This is a genomic window from Quadrisphaera setariae (assembly GCF_008041935.1).
In the GTDB taxonomy this organism is placed as follows: domain Bacteria; phylum Actinomycetota; class Actinomycetes; order Actinomycetales; family Quadrisphaeraceae; genus Quadrisphaera; species Quadrisphaera setariae.
On record NZ_VKAC01000009.1, the window covers coordinates 38,044 to 58,232 of the forward strand.

General features: G+C 75.9%; 17 protein-coding genes. 7 read left to right on the forward strand and 10 right to left on the reverse strand.

The window, feature by feature from the left end; genetic code table 11:
• Positions 1-9 precede the first annotated feature (9 nt).
• From FMM08_RS15195 to FMM08_RS15215, 5 genes are all read right to left on the reverse strand, one after another.
• On the reverse strand, positions 10-1,170 hold the full coding sequence (locus tag FMM08_RS15195) for an Mrp/NBP35 family ATP-binding protein (RefSeq protein WP_255472438.1): 1,161 nt from the start codon (positions 1,168-1,170) through the stop codon (positions 10-12).
• A gap of 57 nt (positions 1,171-1,227) precedes the next feature.
• The gene (locus FMM08_RS23095) at positions 1,228-1,950 is read right to left on the reverse strand and encodes a hypothetical protein (protein ID WP_187279778.1); all 723 of its coding nucleotides are present in this window, start codon (positions 1,948-1,950) and stop codon (positions 1,228-1,230) included.
• An 89-nt stretch (positions 1,951-2,039) separates the two neighbouring features.
• The gene (locus FMM08_RS15205) at positions 2,040-4,055 is read right to left on the reverse strand and encodes an ATPase, T2SS/T4P/T4SS family (RefSeq protein ID WP_255472439.1); all 2,016 of its coding nucleotides are present in this window, start codon (positions 4,053-4,055) and stop codon (positions 2,040-2,042) included.
• 51 nt (positions 4,056-4,106) lie between these two features.
• Positions 4,107-4,841 carry a DUF1003 domain-containing protein gene (locus FMM08_RS15210; protein WP_147927234.1) on the reverse strand — a complete coding sequence of 245 codons (735 nt, stop codon included), beginning with the start codon at positions 4,839-4,841 and terminating at the stop codon, positions 4,107-4,109.
• The gene (locus FMM08_RS15215; RefSeq protein ID WP_147927235.1) at positions 4,825-6,234 is read right to left on the reverse strand and encodes a magnesium transporter MgtE N-terminal domain-containing protein; all 1,410 of its coding nucleotides are present in this window, start codon (positions 6,232-6,234) and stop codon (positions 4,825-4,827) included. Before FMM08_RS15215 ends, FMM08_RS15210 begins: the two co-directional genes overlap by 17 nt.
• Before the next feature lie 214 nt (positions 6,235-6,448).
• Here FMM08_RS15215 and FMM08_RS15220 point away from each other — a divergent pair, with 214 nt between their 5' ends.
• The 3 genes from FMM08_RS15220 to FMM08_RS15230 all read left to right on the forward strand — a co-directional run bounded on the left by FMM08_RS15220 (position 6,449) and on the right by FMM08_RS15230 (position 8,485).
• On the forward strand, positions 6,449-7,276 hold the full coding sequence (locus FMM08_RS15220; RefSeq protein WP_147927236.1) for a L,D-transpeptidase family protein: 828 nt from the start codon (positions 6,449-6,451) through the stop codon (positions 7,274-7,276).
• Between the two features lie 74 nt (positions 7,277-7,350).
• Positions 7,351-7,917 carry a Dps family protein gene (locus FMM08_RS15225; protein WP_147927237.1) on the forward strand — a complete coding sequence of 189 codons (567 nt, stop codon included), beginning with the start codon at positions 7,351-7,353 and terminating at the stop codon, positions 7,915-7,917.
• A gap of 49 nt (positions 7,918-7,966) precedes the next feature.
• Positions 7,967-8,485, forward strand: a complete 519-nt coding sequence (locus FMM08_RS15230; RefSeq protein ID WP_147927238.1) for a YflT domain-containing protein — start codon at positions 7,967-7,969, stop codon at positions 8,483-8,485.
• Positions 8,486-8,560: 75 nt separating this feature from the next.
• Here the strand turns inward: FMM08_RS15230 and FMM08_RS15235 are convergent, their stop codons facing one another.
• Positions 8,561-10,147: an aminopeptidase P family protein gene (locus FMM08_RS15235; protein WP_147927239.1), complete on the reverse strand. Its 1,587-nt coding sequence runs from the start codon at positions 10,145-10,147 to the stop codon at positions 8,561-8,563.
• Between the two features lie 278 nt (positions 10,148-10,425).
• Here FMM08_RS15235 and FMM08_RS23735 point away from each other — a divergent pair, with 278 nt between their 5' ends.
• From FMM08_RS23735 to FMM08_RS15250, 3 genes are all read left to right on the forward strand, one after another.
• Positions 10,426-12,126, forward strand: a complete 1,701-nt coding sequence (locus tag FMM08_RS23735; protein ID WP_147927240.1) for a lytic murein transglycosylase — start codon at positions 10,426-10,428, stop codon at positions 12,124-12,126.
• A 73-nt stretch (positions 12,127-12,199) separates the two neighbouring features.
• Positions 12,200-13,060, forward strand: coding sequence for a PHP domain-containing protein (locus tag FMM08_RS15245; RefSeq protein ID WP_147927241.1), 861 nt, complete (start codon positions 12,200-12,202; stop codon positions 13,058-13,060).
• 23 nt (positions 13,061-13,083) lie between these two features.
• Positions 13,084-13,929 carry a RecB family exonuclease gene (locus tag FMM08_RS15250; RefSeq protein ID WP_147927385.1) on the forward strand — a complete coding sequence of 282 codons (846 nt, stop codon included), beginning with the start codon at positions 13,084-13,086 and terminating at the stop codon, positions 13,927-13,929.
• Between the two features lie 338 nt (positions 13,930-14,267).
• Here FMM08_RS15250 and FMM08_RS15255 read toward each other — a convergent pair whose 3' ends face one another.
• From FMM08_RS15255 to FMM08_RS15265, 3 genes are all read right to left on the reverse strand, one after another.
• Complete coding sequence (locus FMM08_RS15255) at positions 14,268-15,140, reverse strand: oxygenase MpaB family protein (RefSeq protein WP_147927242.1); 873 nt, start codon at positions 15,138-15,140, stop codon at positions 14,268-14,270.
• Between the two features lie 10 nt (positions 15,141-15,150).
• On the reverse strand, positions 15,151-16,155 hold the full coding sequence (locus FMM08_RS15260; RefSeq protein WP_147927243.1) for a Rieske (2Fe-2S) protein: 1,005 nt from the start codon (positions 16,153-16,155) through the stop codon (positions 15,151-15,153).
• A 148-nt stretch (positions 16,156-16,303) separates the two neighbouring features.
• Positions 16,304-18,262 carry a DEAD/DEAH box helicase gene (locus FMM08_RS15265; protein WP_147927386.1) on the reverse strand — a complete coding sequence of 653 codons (1,959 nt, stop codon included), beginning with the start codon at positions 18,260-18,262 and terminating at the stop codon, positions 16,304-16,306.
• 219 nt (positions 18,263-18,481) lie between these two features.
• On the opposite strand from FMM08_RS15265, the gene FMM08_RS15270 reads away from it, so the two are divergent.
• Complete coding sequence (locus FMM08_RS15270) at positions 18,482-19,201, forward strand: ferritin-like fold-containing protein (protein WP_147927244.1); 720 nt, start codon at positions 18,482-18,484, stop codon at positions 19,199-19,201.
• 203 nt (positions 19,202-19,404) lie between these two features.
• On the opposite strand, the gene FMM08_RS15275 is transcribed toward FMM08_RS15270, so the two are convergent.
• The gene (locus FMM08_RS15275; protein ID WP_147927245.1) at positions 19,405-20,187 is read right to left on the reverse strand and encodes an SDR family oxidoreductase; all 783 of its coding nucleotides are present in this window, start codon (positions 20,185-20,187) and stop codon (positions 19,405-19,407) included.
• Between the last annotated feature and the right edge of the window lie 2 nt (positions 20,188-20,189).

A 20,189-nucleotide genomic window follows, 5' to 3' on the forward strand; every position in this document is an offset into this window, starting at 1 on the left:
TCGCGCTGCTCAGACGGGGACGACGCCGAGGGGTCGCCCGGCCAGGCCGCGAGCGCGCCGCCCGAGCGTGCGCGCGAGGTCTGACAGCACCAGTGCCGCAGGGGAGTCCGGTGCGGCGAGCACCACGGGCGTCCCGGCGTCACCGCCCTCGCGGACGGCGACGTCCATCGGGACCTGCGCCAGCAGCGGCACCGGAGTCTCGGACCCGCGCGAGAGCCTCTCGGCCACCGCGGCGCCCCCGCCGGAGCCGAACACCTCCAGGCGCGAGCCGTCGGGCATCGGCAGCCAGCTCATGTTCTCCACCACCCCCACCACGCCCTGCCCGGTGCGAGCCGCGAGCCCGCCGGAGCGGTGCGCGACGTCGGCGGCCGCCGGCTGGGGGGTGGTCACCACGAGCAGCTCCGAGCCCGGCAGGAGCTGCGCGGCGCTGATCGGCACGTCTCCGGTGCCGGGCGGCATGTCCAGCAGGAGCACGTCGAGGTCTCCGAAGTGCACCTCCGTGAGGAACTGCTGCAGCGCGCGGTGCAGCAGCGGTCCCCGGTGCATGACCGGCTGCCCGTCGGGCACCACCATGCCCATGGAGATCACCTTGACGCCGTGCGCCACCGGCGGGATGACCACGTCGTCGATCTTCACCGGACGGTCGGTCGTGCCGAGCATCCCGGGCACGGAGAAGCCGTGGACGTCGGCGTCCACCAGGCCGACCCGCAGCCCGTCGCGGGCCATGGCCACCGCCAGGTTCACCGTCAGGGTCGACTTGCCGACACCGCCCTTGCCGGAGGCCACGCAGTACACGCGCGTCAGCGACCTCGGCCTGGCGAACGGCACGTCGCGCTCGCCACCAGGGCCGCGCAGCACGTCGCGCAGGCGGGAGCGCTGGCCGTCGTCCATGACGCCCAGGTCGACGCGCACCGCGCGCACGCCCTCCACGCGCATGACGGCGGCGGTGACGTCGCGCTCGAGGGTGTCCCGCAGCGGGCAGCCCGACGTGGTCAGCAGCACCTGCACGAGCACCGCGCCGGTGGTGGAGACCTCCAGGGACCCCACCATGCCCAGCTCGGTGATGGGCCGGCGGATCTCCGGGTCGAGCACCGTGCCCAGCGCCGCCCGCACCGCGGACTCCTCCGGACCCGGCTCCGCTGCGGACGACGGGCGGCGGAGCAGGCTCACCCCACGAGCGTAGGCGCGCACCCGGGCGCGCCGCTCACCGCGCAGCGGTGGACGCGCTCACAGGGGCGCCACGAGCTCCGGGGACGTCGCGACGGCCCGCTGCTGCTCGCCGGTCAGCCCGCCGGGACCGCCGTCGCCCGGGCCGTTGTGCAGCCACACGACCCCTCCGCTGGAGTCGGTCAGCCAGGTCTGCCGACCCGCCACCCCGTCGGCGCCGTCGTCGTCCTCGTCCGTGCGCCAGGCGATCGTGACGAGCGCGCCCCCGCGAGGGTCGTCGGTGACGCACTCGGCGAGGTCCGCGCGGGTGGTGCGGAAGCTCGTGTCGCTGTCGCCGGCCCAGCTGAGGGGGAACCTCGAGCTGCAGTCGACCAGCGGGAACAGGCCGGTGGTCAGCGACGGGTCGAGCTCACCGCCCTCGGGTCGCAGGGCCACCCGGACGCCGGAGACCGCACCGCCGGCGCCGACCACGCGCAGCCGCCCGGTCCACACCTGCCCGTCGCCCTCGTCGTCGTCCAGCGACACCGGCTCGGCCAGGTGGACGCCCGCGCCCTCCAGGGCGTCGCTGAGGCGCCCCTCGAGGCGCTCCTGCGGGCTGCGCAGCAGCTCGGAGGAGCCCACCAGCACGACGACGACGACGAGCGCGCTGCCCGCCACGAGCGCTGCCGTGCGGCGCCCGCTCCGGCGGGGGCGGTGCGCCGTCCGGCGGACGGGGCCGTCATCGAGGTCGGCGTCGAGGTCGGTGCCGTCGACGTCCCACGCGTCGGGGTCGACGAGCAGCACGTCATCCGCCCCAGGTGTCGTCCTCGCTGCTCCCACGCGCCCTCCCGCAGGTCGCAGCCGGGGCATCGGCACCCGGCCTCGAGCCGAGGCTAGGCCCAGCGCTGCGGTGCGGCCTCCTGGTGCGGCACCCGCGCCGACGGCGCCGGGTCGGGCAGGGGCTGCGGGCCGACCGGGCGCAGCGCACGGCCGGCCACGGGCGCGGCGCACCAGGGGCAGCACGACCACTCCTGGCGCAGCGGTCGCTGGCAGGACGCGCAGCCCGCGGGCTGCTGCGCGGTGCCGCAGAAGGGGCACGCGACCATGCCCTCCTCGAGCGTGCGGTCGCAGGCGCGGCACGAGGTGGGCGCGGCGTCGTCGGAGGCCGTGACGCGCAGGACCTCCTCGAAGGTGGTCTGCCCGGCCAGCGCCTTGCTCACGGCGGAGTCGCGCAGCGACTGCATGCCGCGCTGGGCGGCGGCCTCACCCACCGAGGCCTCGCGCGGGTCGGCGACGAGCACGCGGCGCAGGTCCGCGTCCACCTCGAGCACCTCGAACACCGCGGTGCGGCCGTTGTAGCCGGTGCCGCCGCAGTCGGGGCACCCGGTGCCCTTGCGCGGGGTGGCACCGACCAGGCCGGAGGCGTGCAGACCGAGGGCGCGCAGGACCTCCGCCGACGGCTCGTAGGCGACCGCGCACGCGGCGCACGGCTTGCGCACCAGGCGCTGGGCGATCGCGGCGGTCAGCGAGGAGGCCACGAGGAAGGGCTGCACGCCCATGTCCACGAGGCGGGTCAGCGCGGCGACGGCCGAGTTGGTGTGGAGGGTGGTGAGCACGAGGTGGCCGGTGAGGGACGCCTTCAGCGCCAGCTCGGCGGTCTCGGAGTCGCGGACCTCACCGACCAGCACGATGTCCGGGTCCTGCCGCAGCACCGACCGCAGGCCGGCCTGGAAGGTCAGCCCGCTCTTGGTGCTCACCTGCACCTGGGTGATGCCGGGCAGCTGGACCTCGACCGGGTCCTCCAGCGTGATGATGTTCTTCTCCGGCGAGAGCACCTCGGCCAGCGCGGAGTACAGCGTGTTGGTCTTGCCCGAGCCGGTGGGCCCGGTGATGAGCACCAGCCCCTGCGGCACGGACAGCGCCCTGCGGAAGACCTCCAGCTGCTCCGGCTCGAACCCGAGGGAGTCGAGGTCCGGGACGGCGTCACCGCGGGTGAGGAGGCGGATGACCACCTTCTCGCCGTGCAGCGTGGGGAGGGTGGAGACACGGCAGTCGAAGGCGACGCCGTCGACGGTCACGCGGCTGCGCCCGTCCTGCGGCACCCGCCGCTCGGCGATGTCCAGCCCGGACATGATCTTGATGCGGCTGATGACGGGCCCGGCGACGCGCTTGGAGGCCGACATCACCTCGCGCAGCACGCCGTCCACGCGGAACCTCACGCGCAGCTCGTCGCGCTGGGTCTCGACGTGGATGTCGGACGCCCGCGCCGTGACGGCGTCGGACAGGATGCGGTTGACCAGCTTGACGACGGGGGAGTCGTCGTCGTTGACGGCGGCGTCGGCCTCCATCGAGGCGAGTGAGCCCAGGCTCGCGTCGAGGTCCACGCCCGACTCCTCCACGGCTGAGGCCGTGGAGCGGTCCTGGCCGAGCGACCACGCGCGGGCGAGCTGCTCGCGGACCTGGCTCTCGGTGGCGACCGTGACGACGAGGTCCGTCGAGCCCGTGTGCAGCCGCACGTCGTCGAGCGCGAGCACGTTGGTCGGGTCGGCCACGGCGACCACGAGACCGGAGCTGGTGCGCTCCAGCGGCACCACGCGGGTGCGCTCGGCCACCTGGCGCGGCAGCGTGCGCACGACCTCCGGGTCGACCGCCATGCGCGACAGGTCGGCCACGGTCAGGCCGAGCTGGTCGGCCAGGGCCCGCGCGATGGTCCGCTCGTCGGCGATGCCCGACTCGACGAGCAGCTCACCGAGCTTGCGGCGGCGTCCCGTGGCGCTCTGCTGGCTGGCGAGCACCTCGGAGAGCTGCTCGGGCGTCAGCACGCCCGCGTCGACGAGGACGTCACCGAGGCGTCGCCGCTGCATCGACTGCAGCGACGACAGCGTGTGTCCGGGCCGGAAGGTCGTCACCGTCGGGTCATCGGCAGCCCCCGCGCCCGGGTTGAGCGGCCGCGCCGGTGCTCAGGCCTCGCGGACGACCCTCTCGTCCACCTGCAGCGCCGACCCGGTCTCACCGGAACCCGCGAGGTGCTCGGTGGGCTGCTCGGCGAGGTGCTCGGGCGCTCCTTCGGCGGGCGGCTCGGCGTCGCGCCTGCGGGCCTTGGCCCGCGCCTTCGGGGTGGAGCGGCCGCGGTCGACGGGCTGGTCCAGGCGCCCCTCGTCGTCGTCGGCGCGGCGCTGCTCCGCCGCGAGCAGCTCCAGCTCCTCCAGCAGCGTCCGCAGCTCCGACCTCACGAAGTCGCGGGTGGCCACCTCGCTCACCGCCAGGCGCAGCGCCGCCACCTCGCGGGCCAGGTACTCCGTGTCGGCGAGGTTGCGCTCCGCGCGCTGGCGGTCCTGCTCGAGGCCCACCCGGTCGCGGTCGTCCTGGCGGTTCTGCGCCAGCAGGATGAGTGGGGCGGCGTAGGAGGCCTGCAGCGACAGGATCAGCGTGAGCAGGGTGTAGTTGAGCGACTTCGGGTCGAACTGGAGCGTGACGGGCGCCAGCGTGTTCCACGCGATCCACGCGACGCAGAACAGCGTCATGTAGAGCAGGAACTGGGGCGTCCCCATGAAGCGCGCGAACGCCTCCGACAGCCGCCCGAAGCGCTCCCCGTCCAGGCGCGGCACGCGCGGCTTCAGCCGCTGGCGGCTCTCGCGGGGCACGTCGAGGGCGTCGCGACGGCGGCCCTCCCGGTCCTCAGCCACGGCGCGCACCCCCCGCCTTCTTCTGCTTCTTCCCGCCTCCGGACGAGCTGGCGGCGGGGTCCACCGCGCGCAGCGACCCGGTCACGGTCTCGAGCGTCTGCTGCGGCTCGACGTGCTCCTCGTCGACCTCGCGCCAGTCGTCCGGGAGCAGGTGGTCGAGCACGTCGTCCACGGTGACCGCTCCCAGCAGCCGGCCCTGCGGGTCGGTCACGGGCAGCGACACGAGGTCGTAGGTGGCCAGGCGCCGCGTCACCACCGCCAGCGGCGTGTCGGGGGACAGCGGCTCGATCTCGCGGTCGAGCAGGCCGCCGATCGCCTCGTGCGGGGGCTCGCGCAGCAGGCGCTGCAGGTGCACCACGCCCAGCAGCCGGCCCGTGGGCGTCTCCGCGGGCGGGCGCACCACGTAGACGGCCGCCGCCAGCGTGTAGGGCACCTCCGTGCGGCGCACCGTGGCCAGGGCCTGCGCCACGGTCGCCTCAGGGCCCATCACCACGGGCTCGGTGGTCATGAGGCCACCGGCGGTGTCCTGCTCGTACGCCAGCAGCCGGCGCACGTCGCGGGCGTCCTCGGGCTCCATGAGCCCGAGCAGCTGCTCCGCGGCCTCCTCGGACAGCTCGTTGAGCAGGTCGGCGGCGTCGTCGGGCTCCATCGCCTCCAGCACGTCGGCGGCGCGCTCGCGGCCCAGCGCGGACAGGATCTGCACCTGGTCGTCGTCGGGGAGCTCCTGCACGACGTCGGCGAGGCGCTCGTCGTCGAGCTCGGAGGCGAGCTCCACGCGGCGCTTGAGCGGCATGTCGTGGAGCAGGTCGGCGATGTCGGCCGGCTTCATCTCCTCCAGGGAGGCCGCCAGCAGCGTGGCGCCCTGCTCCTGGGGGGTGCCGAACAGGCCCGCGGCGTCGTGGACGTCGATGAGGGCCGTGGAGCCCTTGCGGCGCAGCCCCTTCTTCTTGCCGCCCTTGCCCGCCTCGCGGACGAAGAGCCGGCCGACCTCCCAGTCGCGCGAGCGCAGCTGCTCCAGGGCCACGTCCTCGACGAGGCCCTCCACGGGACCGTCGACGTCCCCGCCGTGCACGGCGCGCGCCGCGGCGCCGTTGAGCACCACCTCCCTGTCGAACAGGTCGGTGATGACGAGCACCTCGGCCTCGCGCTGCTCGAAGCGCCGCACGTTGAGCACACCGGTGGTGATGACCTGACCGGTGTCCATGCTGGTCACGCGGGTCATCGGGACGAAGATGCGCTTCTTGCCGGGCACCTCCACCACCAGGCCGACGGCTCTGGGGCGGCGGGCGGCCCTCGGGACGACGACGACGTCGCGCACCCGTCCCACGCGGTCGCCCACGGGGTCGAAGACCGGCAGCCCGGCCAGGCGCGCGACGAAGACCCGGGTCGGTGCGCCGCTCACGTGCACCGAGCGTAGCGGCGGCCGCTGGACGACCACTGGGAGCGCGCACCCACCCGGGGGACGGAGCAGGACGACGACGGACAGCACCGGACGGGTGCCTGCTGCAACGGTCCGCGGGACCGCTGCGTCCTGGGGGAGACGGCCGCCGGTGGAGGCGGCCGCAGGGCAGGGGAGGCAGCGGTGGCGGCGGTGCAGGACCGGAGGGTGGCTCGCGGTGGTGGTCGGTGCGGCGGTGGCCGCCAGCGCCTGCGCGCCGGCCGAGGCGGCGGCCGGAGGGGCAGCCGCACCACCGGCCGTGGTCGAAGCCCCTGCCAGCCCGTCAGCCGACCCGTCAGCGACCCCGGCGGCGGAGCCGGCAGCTGCGCCGCAGCTCGCGGCGCCCTCGTCGTCGTCCGAGCCCGCCGCCCAGCCCGCCGCCCAGCCCGCCGCCGAGGTGGCCGCCCCGCAGGTGCTGCGCCCCGGCGACAGGGGCCCGGCGGTGCTGGCGCTGCAGCAGCGCCTGTCGGACCTCGGCTACTGGCTGGGTGCGCCGGACGGCAGCTACGGAGACCTCACCTCCCAGGCGGTGATGGCCCTCCAGGGCGCCGCTGACCTGCGGCGCGACGGTCTCGTCGGGCCCGCCGTCCTCGCGGCGCTGGACTCCGGCGTCCGGCCGAGCGCCACCACGAGCACCGGGCGCGCCACGGAGGTCGACAGGGAGCGCGGCCTGGTGCTCTTCGTGCTCGACGGGCAGGTGCAGCTCGTGCTGCACACCTCCACCGGCACGTTCCAGCGCTACACCCACGACGGGCGCAGCTACCTGGCGGACACCCCCGCCGGCACCTTCCGCGTCACCCGGGCCGTGGACGGCTGGCGCGAGGGCGACCTCGGCCGCCTCTACCGGCCGCGGTACTTCCACCCCGACGGCATCGCCGTGCACGGCTACGGCAGCGTGCCCGCCCACCCGGCCTCCCACGGCTGCGCCCGGGTGAGCCTGCCCGCGATGGACCTCGTCTGGCAGCGCGACCTCATGCCGGTGGGCAGCACCGTCGTCGTGCGCTGACCCCACGGCCGGGGTCTCCCCGGGCGGACGATCGTCGACGGGCGGAGCCCGGCCCGTCGATCTAGCGTGGCCGCATGGCTTCCAACCACTACGGCGTGCCCGGTCTGGGCGAGGGCGACTCCGCGAAGGTCGCCGAGATCCTCCAGGACCGGCTGTACGCGCTCAACGACCTGCACCTGACCCTCAAGCACGTCCACTGGAACGTCGTCGGCCCGCACTTCATCGCCGTGCACGAGATGCTCGACCCCCAGGTCGACACCGTCCGCGAGTACGCCGACGAGGTGGCCGAGCGCATCGCCACCCTCGGCGGGTCGCCCAAGGGCACGCCCGGCGCGCTGGTCGAGAACCGCAGCTGGAACGAGTACTCCATCGGTCGCGCCGGCGCCATCGAGCACCTCGGCGCGCTCGACCTCGTCTACGCCGGCGTGATCTCCAGCCACCGCGAGGCCATCGAGGCCACCGGCGAGATCGACCCCATCACCGAGGACCTGCTCATCGGCCAGTCCGGCCAGCTGGAGCAGTACCACTGGTTCGTGCGCGCCCACCTGGAGAACGCGGGCGGCGAGCTGTCCACCTCCGGCGCCAGCAGCGAGGTCGAGGCCACCGAGCTCGCCGAGGCCGGCGCCGACGAGTCCGTGTGACAGCCGTGACGCCCCACCGTCCGCTCACCAGCAGCACCAGGGGGCTCTGATGTCCGCAGGCTCGCCCCAGGCCCGCGTCCGCGGGGGGATCACCCTCCCCACCGGGACCGAGATCGCCTCCTACGCCACCTACCTGGAGGCGCAGAAGGCGGTCGACCACCTCTCCGACGAGGGGTTCCCGGTGCAGCTGGTGAGCATCGTCGGCAGCGACCTGCGCAGCGTCGAGCGCGTCACCGGGCGCCTCACCTACGCCCGGGTCGCGCTCGCGGGGGCGGCGTCGGGCCTGTGGTTCGGCCTGTTCCTGGGGCTGCTGCTCATGCTCTTCGTGGGCGGCAGCGACCTGAGCATCTGGCTGGCCGCGGTGCTCATCGGCGCCGGCTCGGGGATGCTCTTCGGCGTCATCAGCTACGCGCTCACCGGTGGCCGACGAGACTTCAGCTCCGTCAACGCGATCCTCGCGTCGCGCTACTCGGTGATCTGCGCCGAGCAGGAGGCGGGCCGCGCCCGGCGCCTGATCGAGGGGCTCGAGGGCGTCCGCCCGCTCCAGCGGGAGCCCGGCGCCTACTGAGCGGTCCCCCAGACAGTACGAGGCCCGTCGTCGTCCCGACCAGGACGGCGACGGGCCTCGTCGTGTCGCGGGCGCTCAGCGCAGGGAGGCCATCCAGCTCTCGACGTCAGCGGGGCGCCGCGGCAGCGCCGCTGACAGGTTGACGCAGCCGTCCTGCGTGACCAGCACGTCGTCCTCGATGCGCACGCCGATGCCGCGCAGCTCGTCCGGGACGAGCAGGTCGTCGGCCTTGAAGTACAGGCCTGGCTCGATGGTGAAGACCATGCCGGGCACCAGCTCGGCGTCGAGGTACATCTCGCGCCGCGCCTGCGCGCAGTCGTGCACGTCCAGGCCCAGGTGGTGGGAGGTGCCGTGCACCATCCACCGGCGGTGCTGCCCGCCGGTCTCGGGGTCGAGGGCCTCCGCGGCGCTCACCGGGAGCAGCCCCCACTCCTCCAGGCGCGCGGCCACCACCTCCATCGCGGCGGCGTGCAGGTCGCGGAACCTCGAGCCCGGCCGGGCGACGGCGAACGCGGCGTCGGCGGCGTCGAGCACCGCCTGGTAGACGCGCCGCTGGGCGGGGGAGAAGCGGCCGTCCACCGGCAGCGTGCGCGTGACGTCAGCGGTGTAGAGCGAGGTCGCCTCCACGCCCGCGTCCACCAGCACCAGCTGGCCGGGGCGGACCGGCCCGTCGTTGCGGATCCAGTGCAGGGTGCAGGCGTGCGGCCCGGCCGCGGCGATGGTCTCGTAGCCGACGCCGTTGCCCTCCCGGCGCGCGACGCCCTCGAAGGCGCTCTCCACCACGCGCTCGCCGCGCTCGTGGCGGACCGCGGCGCGCAACGAGCGGGCCACGTCCGCGAACCCGGCGACGGTGGCGGCCACGGCCTCCTGCAGCTGCTCGACCTCCCAGGCGTCCTTGACGAGGCGCAGCTCGGAGAGGGCCTCGGCCAGCTCGGCGTCGGGGTCGGGCCGCTCGGCGCCGTCGGTGCTGACGTCCAGCGGCGCCGAGGAGCGGGACCGGCTCACCAGCGCGCTGGTGGCGGGGTCGGCGTCGGGGACCACGCGCACCACGCCGTCCGACCCGGGCAGGGGACCGGCGAGGGCCTCGGCCAGCCCGTCGACGTGGCGGCACGCCAGGCCGAGCTCCGCCTCGACGTCCTCCAGGGACGGGCGCACGCCCACCCAGAACTCCCCGTAGCGGGCGTCGGCCCAGAACTCGTCGGTGGTGCGCTCGGCCCGGGGGCGGAAGAACAGCTGCGCCTCGTGCCCCCCGCCCTCGCGGGGCTCCAGCACGAGCACCGCGTCGGGCTCGCGGTCGGCGCCCAGGCCGGTGAGGTGCGCGAAGGCCGAGTGAGGGCGGAAGCGGTAGTCGGTGTCGTTGCTGCGCACCTTCAGCGGCCCGGCGGGCAGCACCAGCCGGTCACCGGGGAAGCGCGCGCTGATGCGCTCGCGGCGCGCTGCGGCCCACGGCGCCGCGGCGAGGCGCTCGGGAGGAGCCGGCCGGGGTGCCCAGCCGCTGGCGATGAAGTCGCGGAAGGCCTGCGAGGTGGGCCGCTGGCTCCGGTTGGAGCCGCGCTCGGCGAGGCGCTGGGCGTCACCGGCGCCCTCGACCTCGACCTCGGTGCCGGGCGCCTCCACGAGGGGGCGGTCGACGGTCTCGGCGGTGCTCGTGGCCTCGCTCATGCCCTGATCCTCCCACCGGCCGTCCGCGGGCGGGCGAGGCCCCAGGGCGTGCGCCGGTTCCACACCGGTGGCGCACGGTGACGACGCGTGACAAGGTCGGTGATCACGCTGCGCCACCTGGGCGTCGCTCTGAGGTCATCGCGATGTCGGTTGTGTCCCGGTTCGTCCGCCGTCATGCTGGAGCCTCCGCTGACGCCCACCGCACCTGGTGGCGCCGCGAGGGGGGTTCCATGCGCAAGGCCGCTCACCGGGAAGGCGGGTCGTCCCGCTCTGCGCGGATGAGGTCCACCGCCGCTCTGTGCGCCGTGGCGGTGGCCACGGGAGCCGGGGTGGCCGCCTCGTCCGAGGTCGTCCGCGACCCCGGCGACGTCGTGCTCGTCGCGCCCGCCGCCGCGACCCCGTCCGGTGCGGCGCAGGCCGCCCCCGCCCCCGTGGTGCCGCTGTCCGACGCGGTCGCCGCCCCCGCCCCCACCGGTGCGTCCGAGCCCCCCGCGGACGGTGGCCGCGAGGTGGGCCCCCTGGTGGTGCAGGGCACGCAGGCGGGCGTCCCCGAGCGCGTGCTGGCGGCCTACCGCGCCGCCCAGGAGCGCACGGCCGTGACCGACCCCAGCTGCCGCATCCCCTGGCAGCTGCTCGCCGGCATCGGCAAGATCGAGTCCGGCCACGCCTCCGGCGGGCGCGTCGACGCCGCCGGCCGCACCCTGACCAGGATCCTCGGCCCGCGCCTGGACGGGGCCGTGCCCGGGACCGCGGTCATCTCCGACGGCGACGGAGGCCGCTTCGACGGCGACGCCCAGTTCGACCGGGCCGTCGGTCCCATGCAGTTCCTCCCCGCCACGTGGCGGGCCTGGGGCGCCGACGCGGACGGGGACGGCGTGGCCGACCCCGACGACGTCGACGACGCCGCCCTCGGTGCCGCTCGCTACCTCTGCGCCAGCGGGGCAGACCTGTCCACCCGCGACGGCCAGGTGGCCGCGCTGTGGCGTTACAACCGCTCCAGCGCCTACGCCGCCACCGTGCTCGCGTGGACGGCGGCCTACACCGAGGGCCTGTCCGTGCTGCCCGCGCTGCCCGACCTCGTACCCGTGCCGCCCGCGCCGTCCAGCGCTCCGCCCCCGCCGGTGGAGGTCGCCGCGACCACCTCGCCCACCCCGTCCGCCGCGCCCAGCCCGGCGGTGCCGGACCCGAGCGCGACCGCTTGCGTGGCGGCGGCGGTGGGGGCCGAGGCCGACCCGAGCGCCGGTCCGAGCGCTGGCGCGACGGCTGCGGCTGACAGCAGCGCGACGGCCCAGCCGACGGCCACCGCGTCCGCCGTGCCGACAGCTGAGCCGACCGCCGCTCCGGCGGAGGCGGTCCCGCCTGCCGCCTGCTGTCCCGCAGCCGAGTCGACCTCCGAGCCGACCTCGGAGCCGACCTCGGAGCCGACTTCCGAACCGACCTCGGAGCCGACATCAGCCCCCGCGGCGACCGCTGGGCCCACAGGGAACCCGACCGCGACCCCCTCGGTCACCGGCGGGCCCACCGCGACCGCCACGGCGATCACGGCGCCGAGCGACCTCCCGACCTGCGGTCCGACCGCTGAGCCGACCGCTGAGCCGACCGCTGAGCCCTCGCAGGAGCCGTCGGAGGCGGTCACCGCCTCGGCGGCAGCTCCGGGCCACGAGCACGACCACCACGACGACGCCCGGACCGGCCAGGCCCCCTCGTCGCCGGCAGCAACGACCGACGCAGCCACCTCGACCTCGTCGCCCAGCGGATCGTCCACCGGCACGTCCTCACCGACGGGGACGGCGTCCCCCAGCAGCACGCACTCCGCGAGCGCCACCGCTTCCCCGACGGACAGCCCCACGTCCACGAGCACTTCCGACCCCACCGCCACCGGGACGGCCACGACGGCGCAGCCGACCCCCGGCGCGGCGGCGTCGCCGTCCTCCCCGACCTCCTCCTCGGCGACGGCGTCGGACCAGCCGACGCGCTGACGCCGGCGGGTCCTGTGGCCAGCGGAGCGGTCCTCGGGCGGTCGGTGTCGCCGACGCGACCTAGGCTCTCGGGGTGCTCATCGACCTGCACACCCACTCCACCGCCTCGGACGGCACCGACGACCCGGCCGGGCTCGTCAGCGCTGCGGCGGAGGCGGGCGTGCAGGCCCTCGCCATCACCGACCACGACACGACCGCCGGGTGGGCCCGCGCGGGCCGCCAGGCGGAGCGCTGCGGCGTGCTGCTGGTGCCGGGAGCCGAGGTGTCGTGCAGGGTCCGCGGCATCACGGTGCACCTGCTGAGCTACCTGCACGACCCCCAGGAGCCCGTCCTCGCGCAGACGCTGGCCTCCTCGCGCGACATCCGCTTCAGCCGGGCGAAGACCATGGCCGAGCTGCTCGGCCGCGACTTCCCCATCACCTGGGACGACGTGCTCGCCCAGGCGGCGCACGGCGCCACGGTGGGCCGACCCCACGTCGCCGACGCGCTGGTCGCCGCCGGGGTGGTGGCCGACCGGGACGAGGCCTTCGCGGGCCTGCTGGCCGACGGCTCGCCGTACGTGGTGCACCACGGGGCGCCCCACCCGGTCGAGGCGGTGCAGCGGGTGCGCGCCGCCGGTGGCGTGCCGGTCATCGCGCACGCGCTGGCCTCGGCGCGCGGCAAGGTCGTGGGGGAGGACGTGCTGGAGGAGATGGTCGCCGCGGGGCTGGCCGGGGTGGAGGTCGACCACCGCGACCACACCGAGGAGGCCAAGACGTGGCTGCGGGGCTTCGCGAAGGCCCACGACCTGCTGACCACCGGCTCGAGCGACTACCACGGCACCGGCAAGCAGAACCGCCTCGCGGAGAACACCACCTCTCCGGAGTCGCTGCAGCGGGTGCTCGCCGAGGGGCGCGGGGTGGACCCGGTGGGCACCCTCAAGGCGCTGCCGTGAGCGAGCAGCAGCTCCTGCCGGGAATGCCGGTGCGGCTGTTCCGCTGCACGCCCACCAAGCTCACGACGTTCGAGGACTGCCCGCGCCGCTACCGCTTCACCTACCTCGACCGGCCGACCCCGCAGCGGGGCGGTGCCTTCGCCCACACCAGCGTCGGCGCGGCCGTGCACACCGCGCTGGCGCGGTGGTGGGACCAGCCGCTGGAGCGGCGCACCCCCGAGCGCGCGGCGCAGCTGGTGACCGAGGCGTGGGGCGCCTGGCCGACCCCCGCCAGCGGCGGCTTCCGCGACGCGGAGCAGTCGCAGGCGCAGCGGCTGCGCGCCGAGGCCGGGGTGGCCGCGTACGCCGCGCGGCTCGACCCCCGGGCCGAGCCCGTGGGCGTGGAGCGCACGGTCGGCACCCCGACCGCCGCCCTGGCGTTCTCTGGGCGGGTGGACCGGATCGACCGGCGGCCGCGCCCGGAGGGGGACGGCGACGAGCCGGTGGTGGTCGACTACAAGCTCGGCCGGAGGGTGCCCGACGACGACGACGCGCGCTCGTCCCTCGCGCTCGGCCTCTACGCCCTGGCCACCGGGCGGACGCTGCGGACCCGGTGCCGCCGCGTGGAGCTGCACCACGTGCCCTCCGGCACCGTGGCGGCGGCGGAGCACACGAGCACCTCCCTGGAGCGGGTGGTGCGGCGGGCGGAGTCGATCGCGTCCGACGCCGTGCGCGCCGAGGCGGCGCTGGCCGCGGGCGCCGACCCCGACGAGGCGTTCCCGACCGCGCCGTCAGCGCTGTGCGCGTGGTGCGACTTCCGCCCGTCGTGCCCCACCGGGCAGCGGACCGCCCCGGCCGCCGAGCCCTGGGCCGCCCTCGACCCCGCCTGACCCCGCTCCGCCTCGACGATCACGCCTCTGCGCGTCACGTCCAGCTCGCGGGACTGCGCTGCCGGGTGCCTCCTGATCGTCGAGCCTCACGGCTGACCGAGGTCACCACCGGGAGTGACCCCGGTCAGTCCTGGAGACCCCCTCCTGCGGCAACGCGTCTCCAGGTGACCGCGGTCACCTGGAGACGCCGTACGAGCCAGCCCCCCGCTCCTGCGGTGCTGCAGCCCTGGCGCAACCACGGTGGTGACGCTCAGGCGCAGGATCGCCGCGAGAGAGGTGGCCGGCGACGTGGGGGAGGTGGTGTGGCGCTCAGGTGGTCGACCGTGGCGGAGGGAGGGTCACGAGGCCTCGGCGAGGCGCTGCACGGCGCGCTTGCGGTGCTCGGACTGCTCCACCCCGGGCACCTTGCCGGCCGAGCGCACCAGCGCGATGCGCAGGCCGCGCAGCGCTGCGGTGGTGGCCGCCTCCACGGACGGGCCGGTCCCGGGGACCTCGGGCAGCGCGTACATGCGCCGCGCCCAGCCGGGCAGCGACGCCACGGCCGTGCTGGCCACCCCGAACCACACCGGAGCCACCGGCGTGGTGAGGAGCGTCTTCGCCTCCATCGGAGGGGCCACCACGTACGTGGCGGCCTCGCGCGCCTCGCGGGTGACCCGCAGGTGCGGGCGGACCTCGTCGAAGTAGGCGGCCAGGTCGGACCGGCTCGCGGGCACCACCTCCGGGCGCACGCCCACGAGCTCGGCGGACACCACCTGCTCGGCCACGTACCTGTCGGCCGTGGCGTCGCTGAGCGCCTCCCTCGGGGGCCGGCTGCGCGAGACGACGTCGAGGATGCTGTCGACCAGCGCGCAGTGGATGTAGAGCAGCAGGTCCTCGTCGTCGGCGCGGTACTCCAGGCCGGTCTCCGGGTCCACACCGCTGATGCGCGCGTGGATGGCCCGCACCCGCGCCGCGGCGCGGTGGGCCGTGCGCGTGCTGCCGAAGGTCGTGGCGTCGACGTACTCGCCGGTGCGGTGCAGCCGCTGCCAGGTCTCCTGCTTGAACGTCGAGTGCTTGGCCACCACGTGCATCGCGAGCGGGTGGAGCGCCTGCAGCACCAGGGCCCGCAGTCCCGCGGGCCCGATCATCGGGTCGGTGTGCAGCTCCCACGTGGCGCTGGACGGGCCGAACAGGCCGTCGTCGTCGTCGCGGTCACCGCGCTGGTCGTCCACCGACCCATCCTCACCCCGCGCGCGCCGGGAGGCCCGGCGAGGCGCTGACGCCCGGCAGCTCCACCACGCGGGCGAGCACGGTGCCGTCGGGCTCCACGCGGCTGGCCAGCACCGGCTGCGGCGCCGTCGCCGGGCCGTGCACCGCCGACCCGTCCGAGAGCCGGAAGGTGCTGCCGTGCCACGGGCAGACCAGGCAGTCCTCCCCGCGCTCGCGCACGACCTGCCCGCCGGACAGCGACGCCGCCAGGTGGCTGCAGGAGTCGGCGAGCACCGTGACGCCGGTGCGGGTGCGGACGACGACGACGGGCACGTCGCCCAGCTGCGCCTTCGTGGGGGCGTCGACCTCGAGGTCGTCCCAGGCGGCCACGCGGTACCAGCCCTCGGGCGCCACGTGGGGCACGTGCTCGGCGTGGGAGGCGCCCGCGGCCCACCGGTAGGCGAGGTGCCCGCCGAGCGCCGCACCCGCTGTCGCCGTCGTCAGCGCCGCCAGCGACCACAGGCGCCCGCTGGTGCGCCGCCCGCGCCAGCGCTGCACCAGCGACAGCGCCACCATCGCCGTGGCGGCGTAGTTGCCCGCCGCGTGGACCAGGCCGAGGCGCTGCTGGTCCTCGTGGAGGTCGGACCAGTCGGTCCAGCCGGAGGCGATGGTCGGCAGCGCCGCGGCCAGGCCGGTGGCCGCCAGGGTGGTGGAGGCGGCCTCAGCGCCCTCTTCGAGGTCGTCGGGCACCAGGCCGGTGAGCGTGAGGGCGTCGACGAGCGCGGAGCTGGTCCAGGTGCCCACCACCGCCTGGGCGAGGATCGGGTGCAGCGGGTGCCCGATGGGCGTGCCGTGCAGCAGGTCCGCGAGCCACCGCGGCTCGACGCGGTGCACGAGGTCGCGCAGGGGAGAGGCCAGCGGGTCGAGCCACGCCCAGTGCACGGGCGCGTCGAGGACGCGCAGCAGGAGCGGACGCGGGGAGACCGCCGACGGGCCGGGGCCGGCGTCGGGGGTGTCGGCGGGCTGGTGCTCGACCATGCGGACCACCCTCGTCCCGCTCACGCAGGCCCGCGAACCGATCACGGGCAGTGATCTCCGCAGGTGGAGATCACGCAACCGGGCGCCCGGCTGCGGTCCCGAGCGGTGTCGGAACCGCGACCGGGCGCCCGGCTGCGGAGGGTGTGGGTCAGGCGTCGGCCGGTGCGCTCTCGGACGAGCCCTCGCCGGCGCTCTCCGACGCACCCTCAGCGCCGGTCTCGCCGGAGGCCTGGCCGGCGCGACCGCGACCGCGGCCGCCGCGACGGCGGCGACGGCGGGGAGCGCCCTCGGCACCCTCACCGTCGGGACCCGTACCGCCGTCGCCGCCGGAGCGGTCGGGCAGGGCGATCTGGTCCAGGGTGGTCGGCTCGCCGCCCTCGGAGGTCACCAGCGAGGTGCCCTCCTCCGTCGTCGCAGCTGCCGCCGCACCGGACTGGTCGGCTCCGCTGCCACCGCGACGACGACGGCGGCGGGGACGCCCCTCGCCGGAGCCGTCCTGCGACTCCTCGGAGCCCTCGACGCGCTCGGGGCGCTCGGGGCGTGCGGGGCGCTCAGCGCGCTCGGTCCGCTCAGGGCGGTCCGAGCGCTCGCCACCGCGACCACGGCCGCCGTCGCGACCACCGTCACGACCGCCGCGTCCTCCGCGACCGCCGTCACGGCCACCCCGCTCGCCGTCGCGTCCGCCGTTGCGGCGGCCGGTCTCGCCGAGGTCCTCGAGCTCCTCCGCGTCCAGGCCGGCGCGGGTGCGCGCCGCACGCGGCAGGCGGCCCTTGGTGCCGGCGGGGATGCCCAGGTCCTCGTAGAGGTGGGGGGAGGTGGAGTAGGTCTCGACGGGCTCGGGGATGCCCAGGTCGAGGGTCCTGTCGATCATCGTCCAGCGGTGCAGGTCGTCCCAGTCGACGAACGTCACCGCGGTGCCCGTGGCGCCCGCGCGGCCGGTGCGGCCGATGCGGTGCAGGTAGGTCTTCTCGTCCTCGGGGCACTGGTAGTTCACGACGTGCGTGACGTCGCTGACGTCGATGCCGCGGGCGGCGACGTCGGTGGCGACCAGGACGTCGACCTTGCCGTTGCGGAACGCGCGCAGCGCCTGCTCGCGGGCGCCCTGGCCCAGGTCGCCGTGGAGCGGCGCGGCGGCGAACCCGCGCTCGACGAGGTCGTCGGCCACCTTGGCGGCGGTCCGCTTGGTGCGCGCGAAGACGATCGTCAGGCCGCGGCCGTCGGCCTGGAGGATGCGCGCGAGCACCTCGACCTTGTCCATGGCGTGCGCGCGGTAGATGTACTGGGTGGTGGCCTTGACCGTGGCGCCGTCGTCATCGGGGTCGGCGGCGCGGATGTGCGTCGGCTGGCTCATGTAGCGCCGGGCCATGGCGACCACGGGGCCGGGCATGGTGGCCGAGAAGAGCAGCGTCTGGCGGCCCGCGGGGGTCTGCGCCAGCAGCTTCTCGACGTCGGGCAGGAAGCCCAGGTCGAGCATCTCGTCGGCCTCGTCGAGGACGACGGCCCGGGCCGCGGCCAGGCTGAGGTGGCCCTGCTGCGCCAGGTCGAGCAGGCGGCCGGGGGTGCCGACGACCACCTCGACGCCGCGCTGCAGCGCCTCGACCTGCGGCTCGAAGGCGCGGCCGCCGTAGATGACGAGCACGCGGGCGGCGCGGTCGGTGGCGGCGCGCTCGAGGTCCCGGGCGACCTGCACGGCCAGCTCACGGGTGGGGACGACGACGAGCGCCTGCGGCTTCCCGGGCGCCTCGAGGGCGTCCCAGCCGTCCTCGCCAGGACCGGTCACGCGCTGGATGACGGGCACGCCGAAGCCGAGCGTCTTGCCGGTGCCGGTCTTGGCCTGGCCGATGATGTCGTGGCCCGCCAGCGCGACCGGCAGCGTCATCGCCTGGATCGGGAACGGGTGGGTGATGCCGGCCCGGTCCAGCGCGGCGACGATCTTGGGCTCGACGCCGTAGTCGGCGAAGGACTTCTGCGCCAGCACCTCGACGGTGGGCGTCTCGTCGTCACCGGCGAGGATCGCGTCCTCGGGGAGGGTCGAGCGGTCGGCGTCGCTGGCAGCGACCACCTCGACCTGCTCGCCGTCGACCGCGGTCTGGGCGTCGGTCGGCACAGCGGTCTGGCTGTCGGTCTGGTCGGTGCTGGTGTCGGGCACGCGTGGCCTCACGTCTCAGTGGCGGGAGCTCGTCGGGCGCCGGTCAGTGGTGACGGCGCGGCTCGGACGGCTCCGCGGCGGTTCGGCTGCCGATCGTGGCAGCGACCGGTCGACCGAGGTTGTCAAGCCCCATGCTACCGGCGCCCGCCGTCGGGGCGTCGTCCTAGTCTGATCGGCATGACGCCGCCCCGACTGAGCCGGAACTCCGACGGGCCTGGTGGGACCGCCGCGGGAGGTCGTGGCGGCGGCGCCCTGCAGGCCGAGGTCGACCTGCTGGGTGCCCTGGCCTACGGCGAGCTGACCGGCTTCCTGCGCCTGTCGGCCCACGCCGACAAGGCGCCGACGCTGGAGCAGACCGCCGAGGTGGGCGCGCTCGCCGTGGAGGAGTTCCGCCACTACACGCTGCTCGTCGAGCGGCTGCGCTCGCTGGGCGCGGACCCGCAGGCAGCGATGCGGCCGTTCGTGGCGGCCGTGGACGCCTACCACGAGCGCACCACCCCCAACGACTGGCTGGAGGGCCTGCTCAAGGCCTACGTGGGGGAGGGCATCGCCACCGACTTCTACCGGGAGGTGGCGGCGTTCGCCCCCGCACCCACCCGCGAGCTGGTGGAGAAGCTGCTCGACGAGACCAGCGGTGCGGAGTTCGTCGTGGGCGCGGTGCGCGAGGCCACCGAGCGCGACCCGCGCGTCGCCGGCCGCCTGGCCCTGTGGGGCCGCCGCCTGGTGGGAGAGGCCCTCAGCCAGGCGCAGCGCGTGGCCGCGGACCGGGACTCGCTCACGGTGCTGCTCGTGGAGGGCGGCGGGGCGGGGACGGACCTCGTGGCCATCGGCAAGATGTTCAACCGGCTCACGGAGAACCACGTGCGCCGCATGCTGCGCCTGGGCCTCACCGCCTGACCGGCGCACCGCGCCCCGCGCCGCGCGCCGGAGCGCTCTCCCGCCCTGACCGCGGGGGCCGCTCCAGCGCCAGCGCAGTGCCAGGTCTCGCGCCAGCGCGAGGGCCCCGAGGCCGGATCCGGCCTCCAGGACCTGCCAGTGCGTGCGGCCCGTGAGGCGCGCAGAGCTCGCGCCCACCCGCCGGCCTCGACGGGAGCGACCCGTCAGCGCTGGGCGGCGAGCCAGTCGGCGAAGGTCTGCCGGCCGAGGCGGGCCCAGGGGCCGGGCAGGGCGAGGCCGCGACGCAGCCCCGCGCCGAAAGCGCCGGGCAGCGGCACCTGCACCACGCGCGCCTCGCGGCCCTGGGCGCGCAGCCAGCGGCGCACGAGGTCGGCCATGACCTCCACCCGCGGACCCGCCAGGTCTCGCACCGCACCGCGCGGCTGCCCGCTGGCCAGCACCACCAGCTCGTCGGCCACCTCGGCCGCGGCCACCGGCTGGCTGACGAACTCCGGCACGAGGACCACCCGGGGGTCCCGGCCGGGCGCCGCCAGGGCGCCGAGCGCGGCGAGCCCGGGCACGAGCTCGTGGAACTGCGTGGTGCGCAGCAGCGTCCACCCGCCGTCGCGCCGGGTGGTCAGCAGCCGCTCCTGGAGGGCCTTCCCGGCGTAGTAGCCGGCGTCGACGCGCGCCGCGCCGACGATCGACAGCGCCAGGTGGTGCGGGACGCCGGCGGAGCGCCCGGCCTCCAGCAGCGCCGTCGTCGTCGTCCTGAAGAAGGCCCGGCTGCCCGCGGCGGTCTGCGCAGCGGCGCTGGTGGGACCGAGGACGTCGACCACGGCGTCGCAGCCCTCCAGCGCACCGACGAGCGCGGTGCGCGGACCGCGGAGGACGTCGACGCCGGCCGAGCGGCTGAGGACGACGGGCTCGTGGCCCGCCGCCCGCAGCCGCTCGACCACGAGGCGGCCGACGACACCCGTGCCGCCGGCCACCGCGACGCGGCTCACCC

Coding starts and splice junctions, on each gene's coding strand:
- FMM08_RS23735 (WP_147927240.1), top strand. CDS start 10,426: ATGAGGTCCACCGCCGCTCTGTGCGCCGTGGCGGTGGCCACGGGAGCC.
- FMM08_RS15230 (WP_147927238.1), top strand. CDS start 7,967: ATGTCCGCAGGCTCGCCCCAGGCCCGCGTCCGCGGGGGGATCACCCTC.
- FMM08_RS15250 (WP_147927385.1), top strand. CDS start 13,084: ATGCCGGTGCGGCTGTTCCGCTGCACGCCCACCAAGCTCACGACGTTC.
- FMM08_RS15235 (WP_147927239.1), bottom strand. CDS start 10,147: ATGAGCGAGGCCACGAGCACCGCCGAGACCGTCGACCGCCCCCTCGTG.
- FMM08_RS15225 (WP_147927237.1), top strand. CDS start 7,351: ATGGCTTCCAACCACTACGGCGTGCCCGGTCTGGGCGAGGGCGACTCC.
- FMM08_RS15270 (WP_147927244.1), top strand. CDS start 18,482: ATGACGCCGCCCCGACTGAGCCGGAACTCCGACGGGCCTGGTGGGACC.
- FMM08_RS15260 (WP_147927243.1), bottom strand. CDS start 16,155: ATGGTCGAGCACCAGCCCGCCGACACCCCCGACGCCGGCCCCGGCCCG.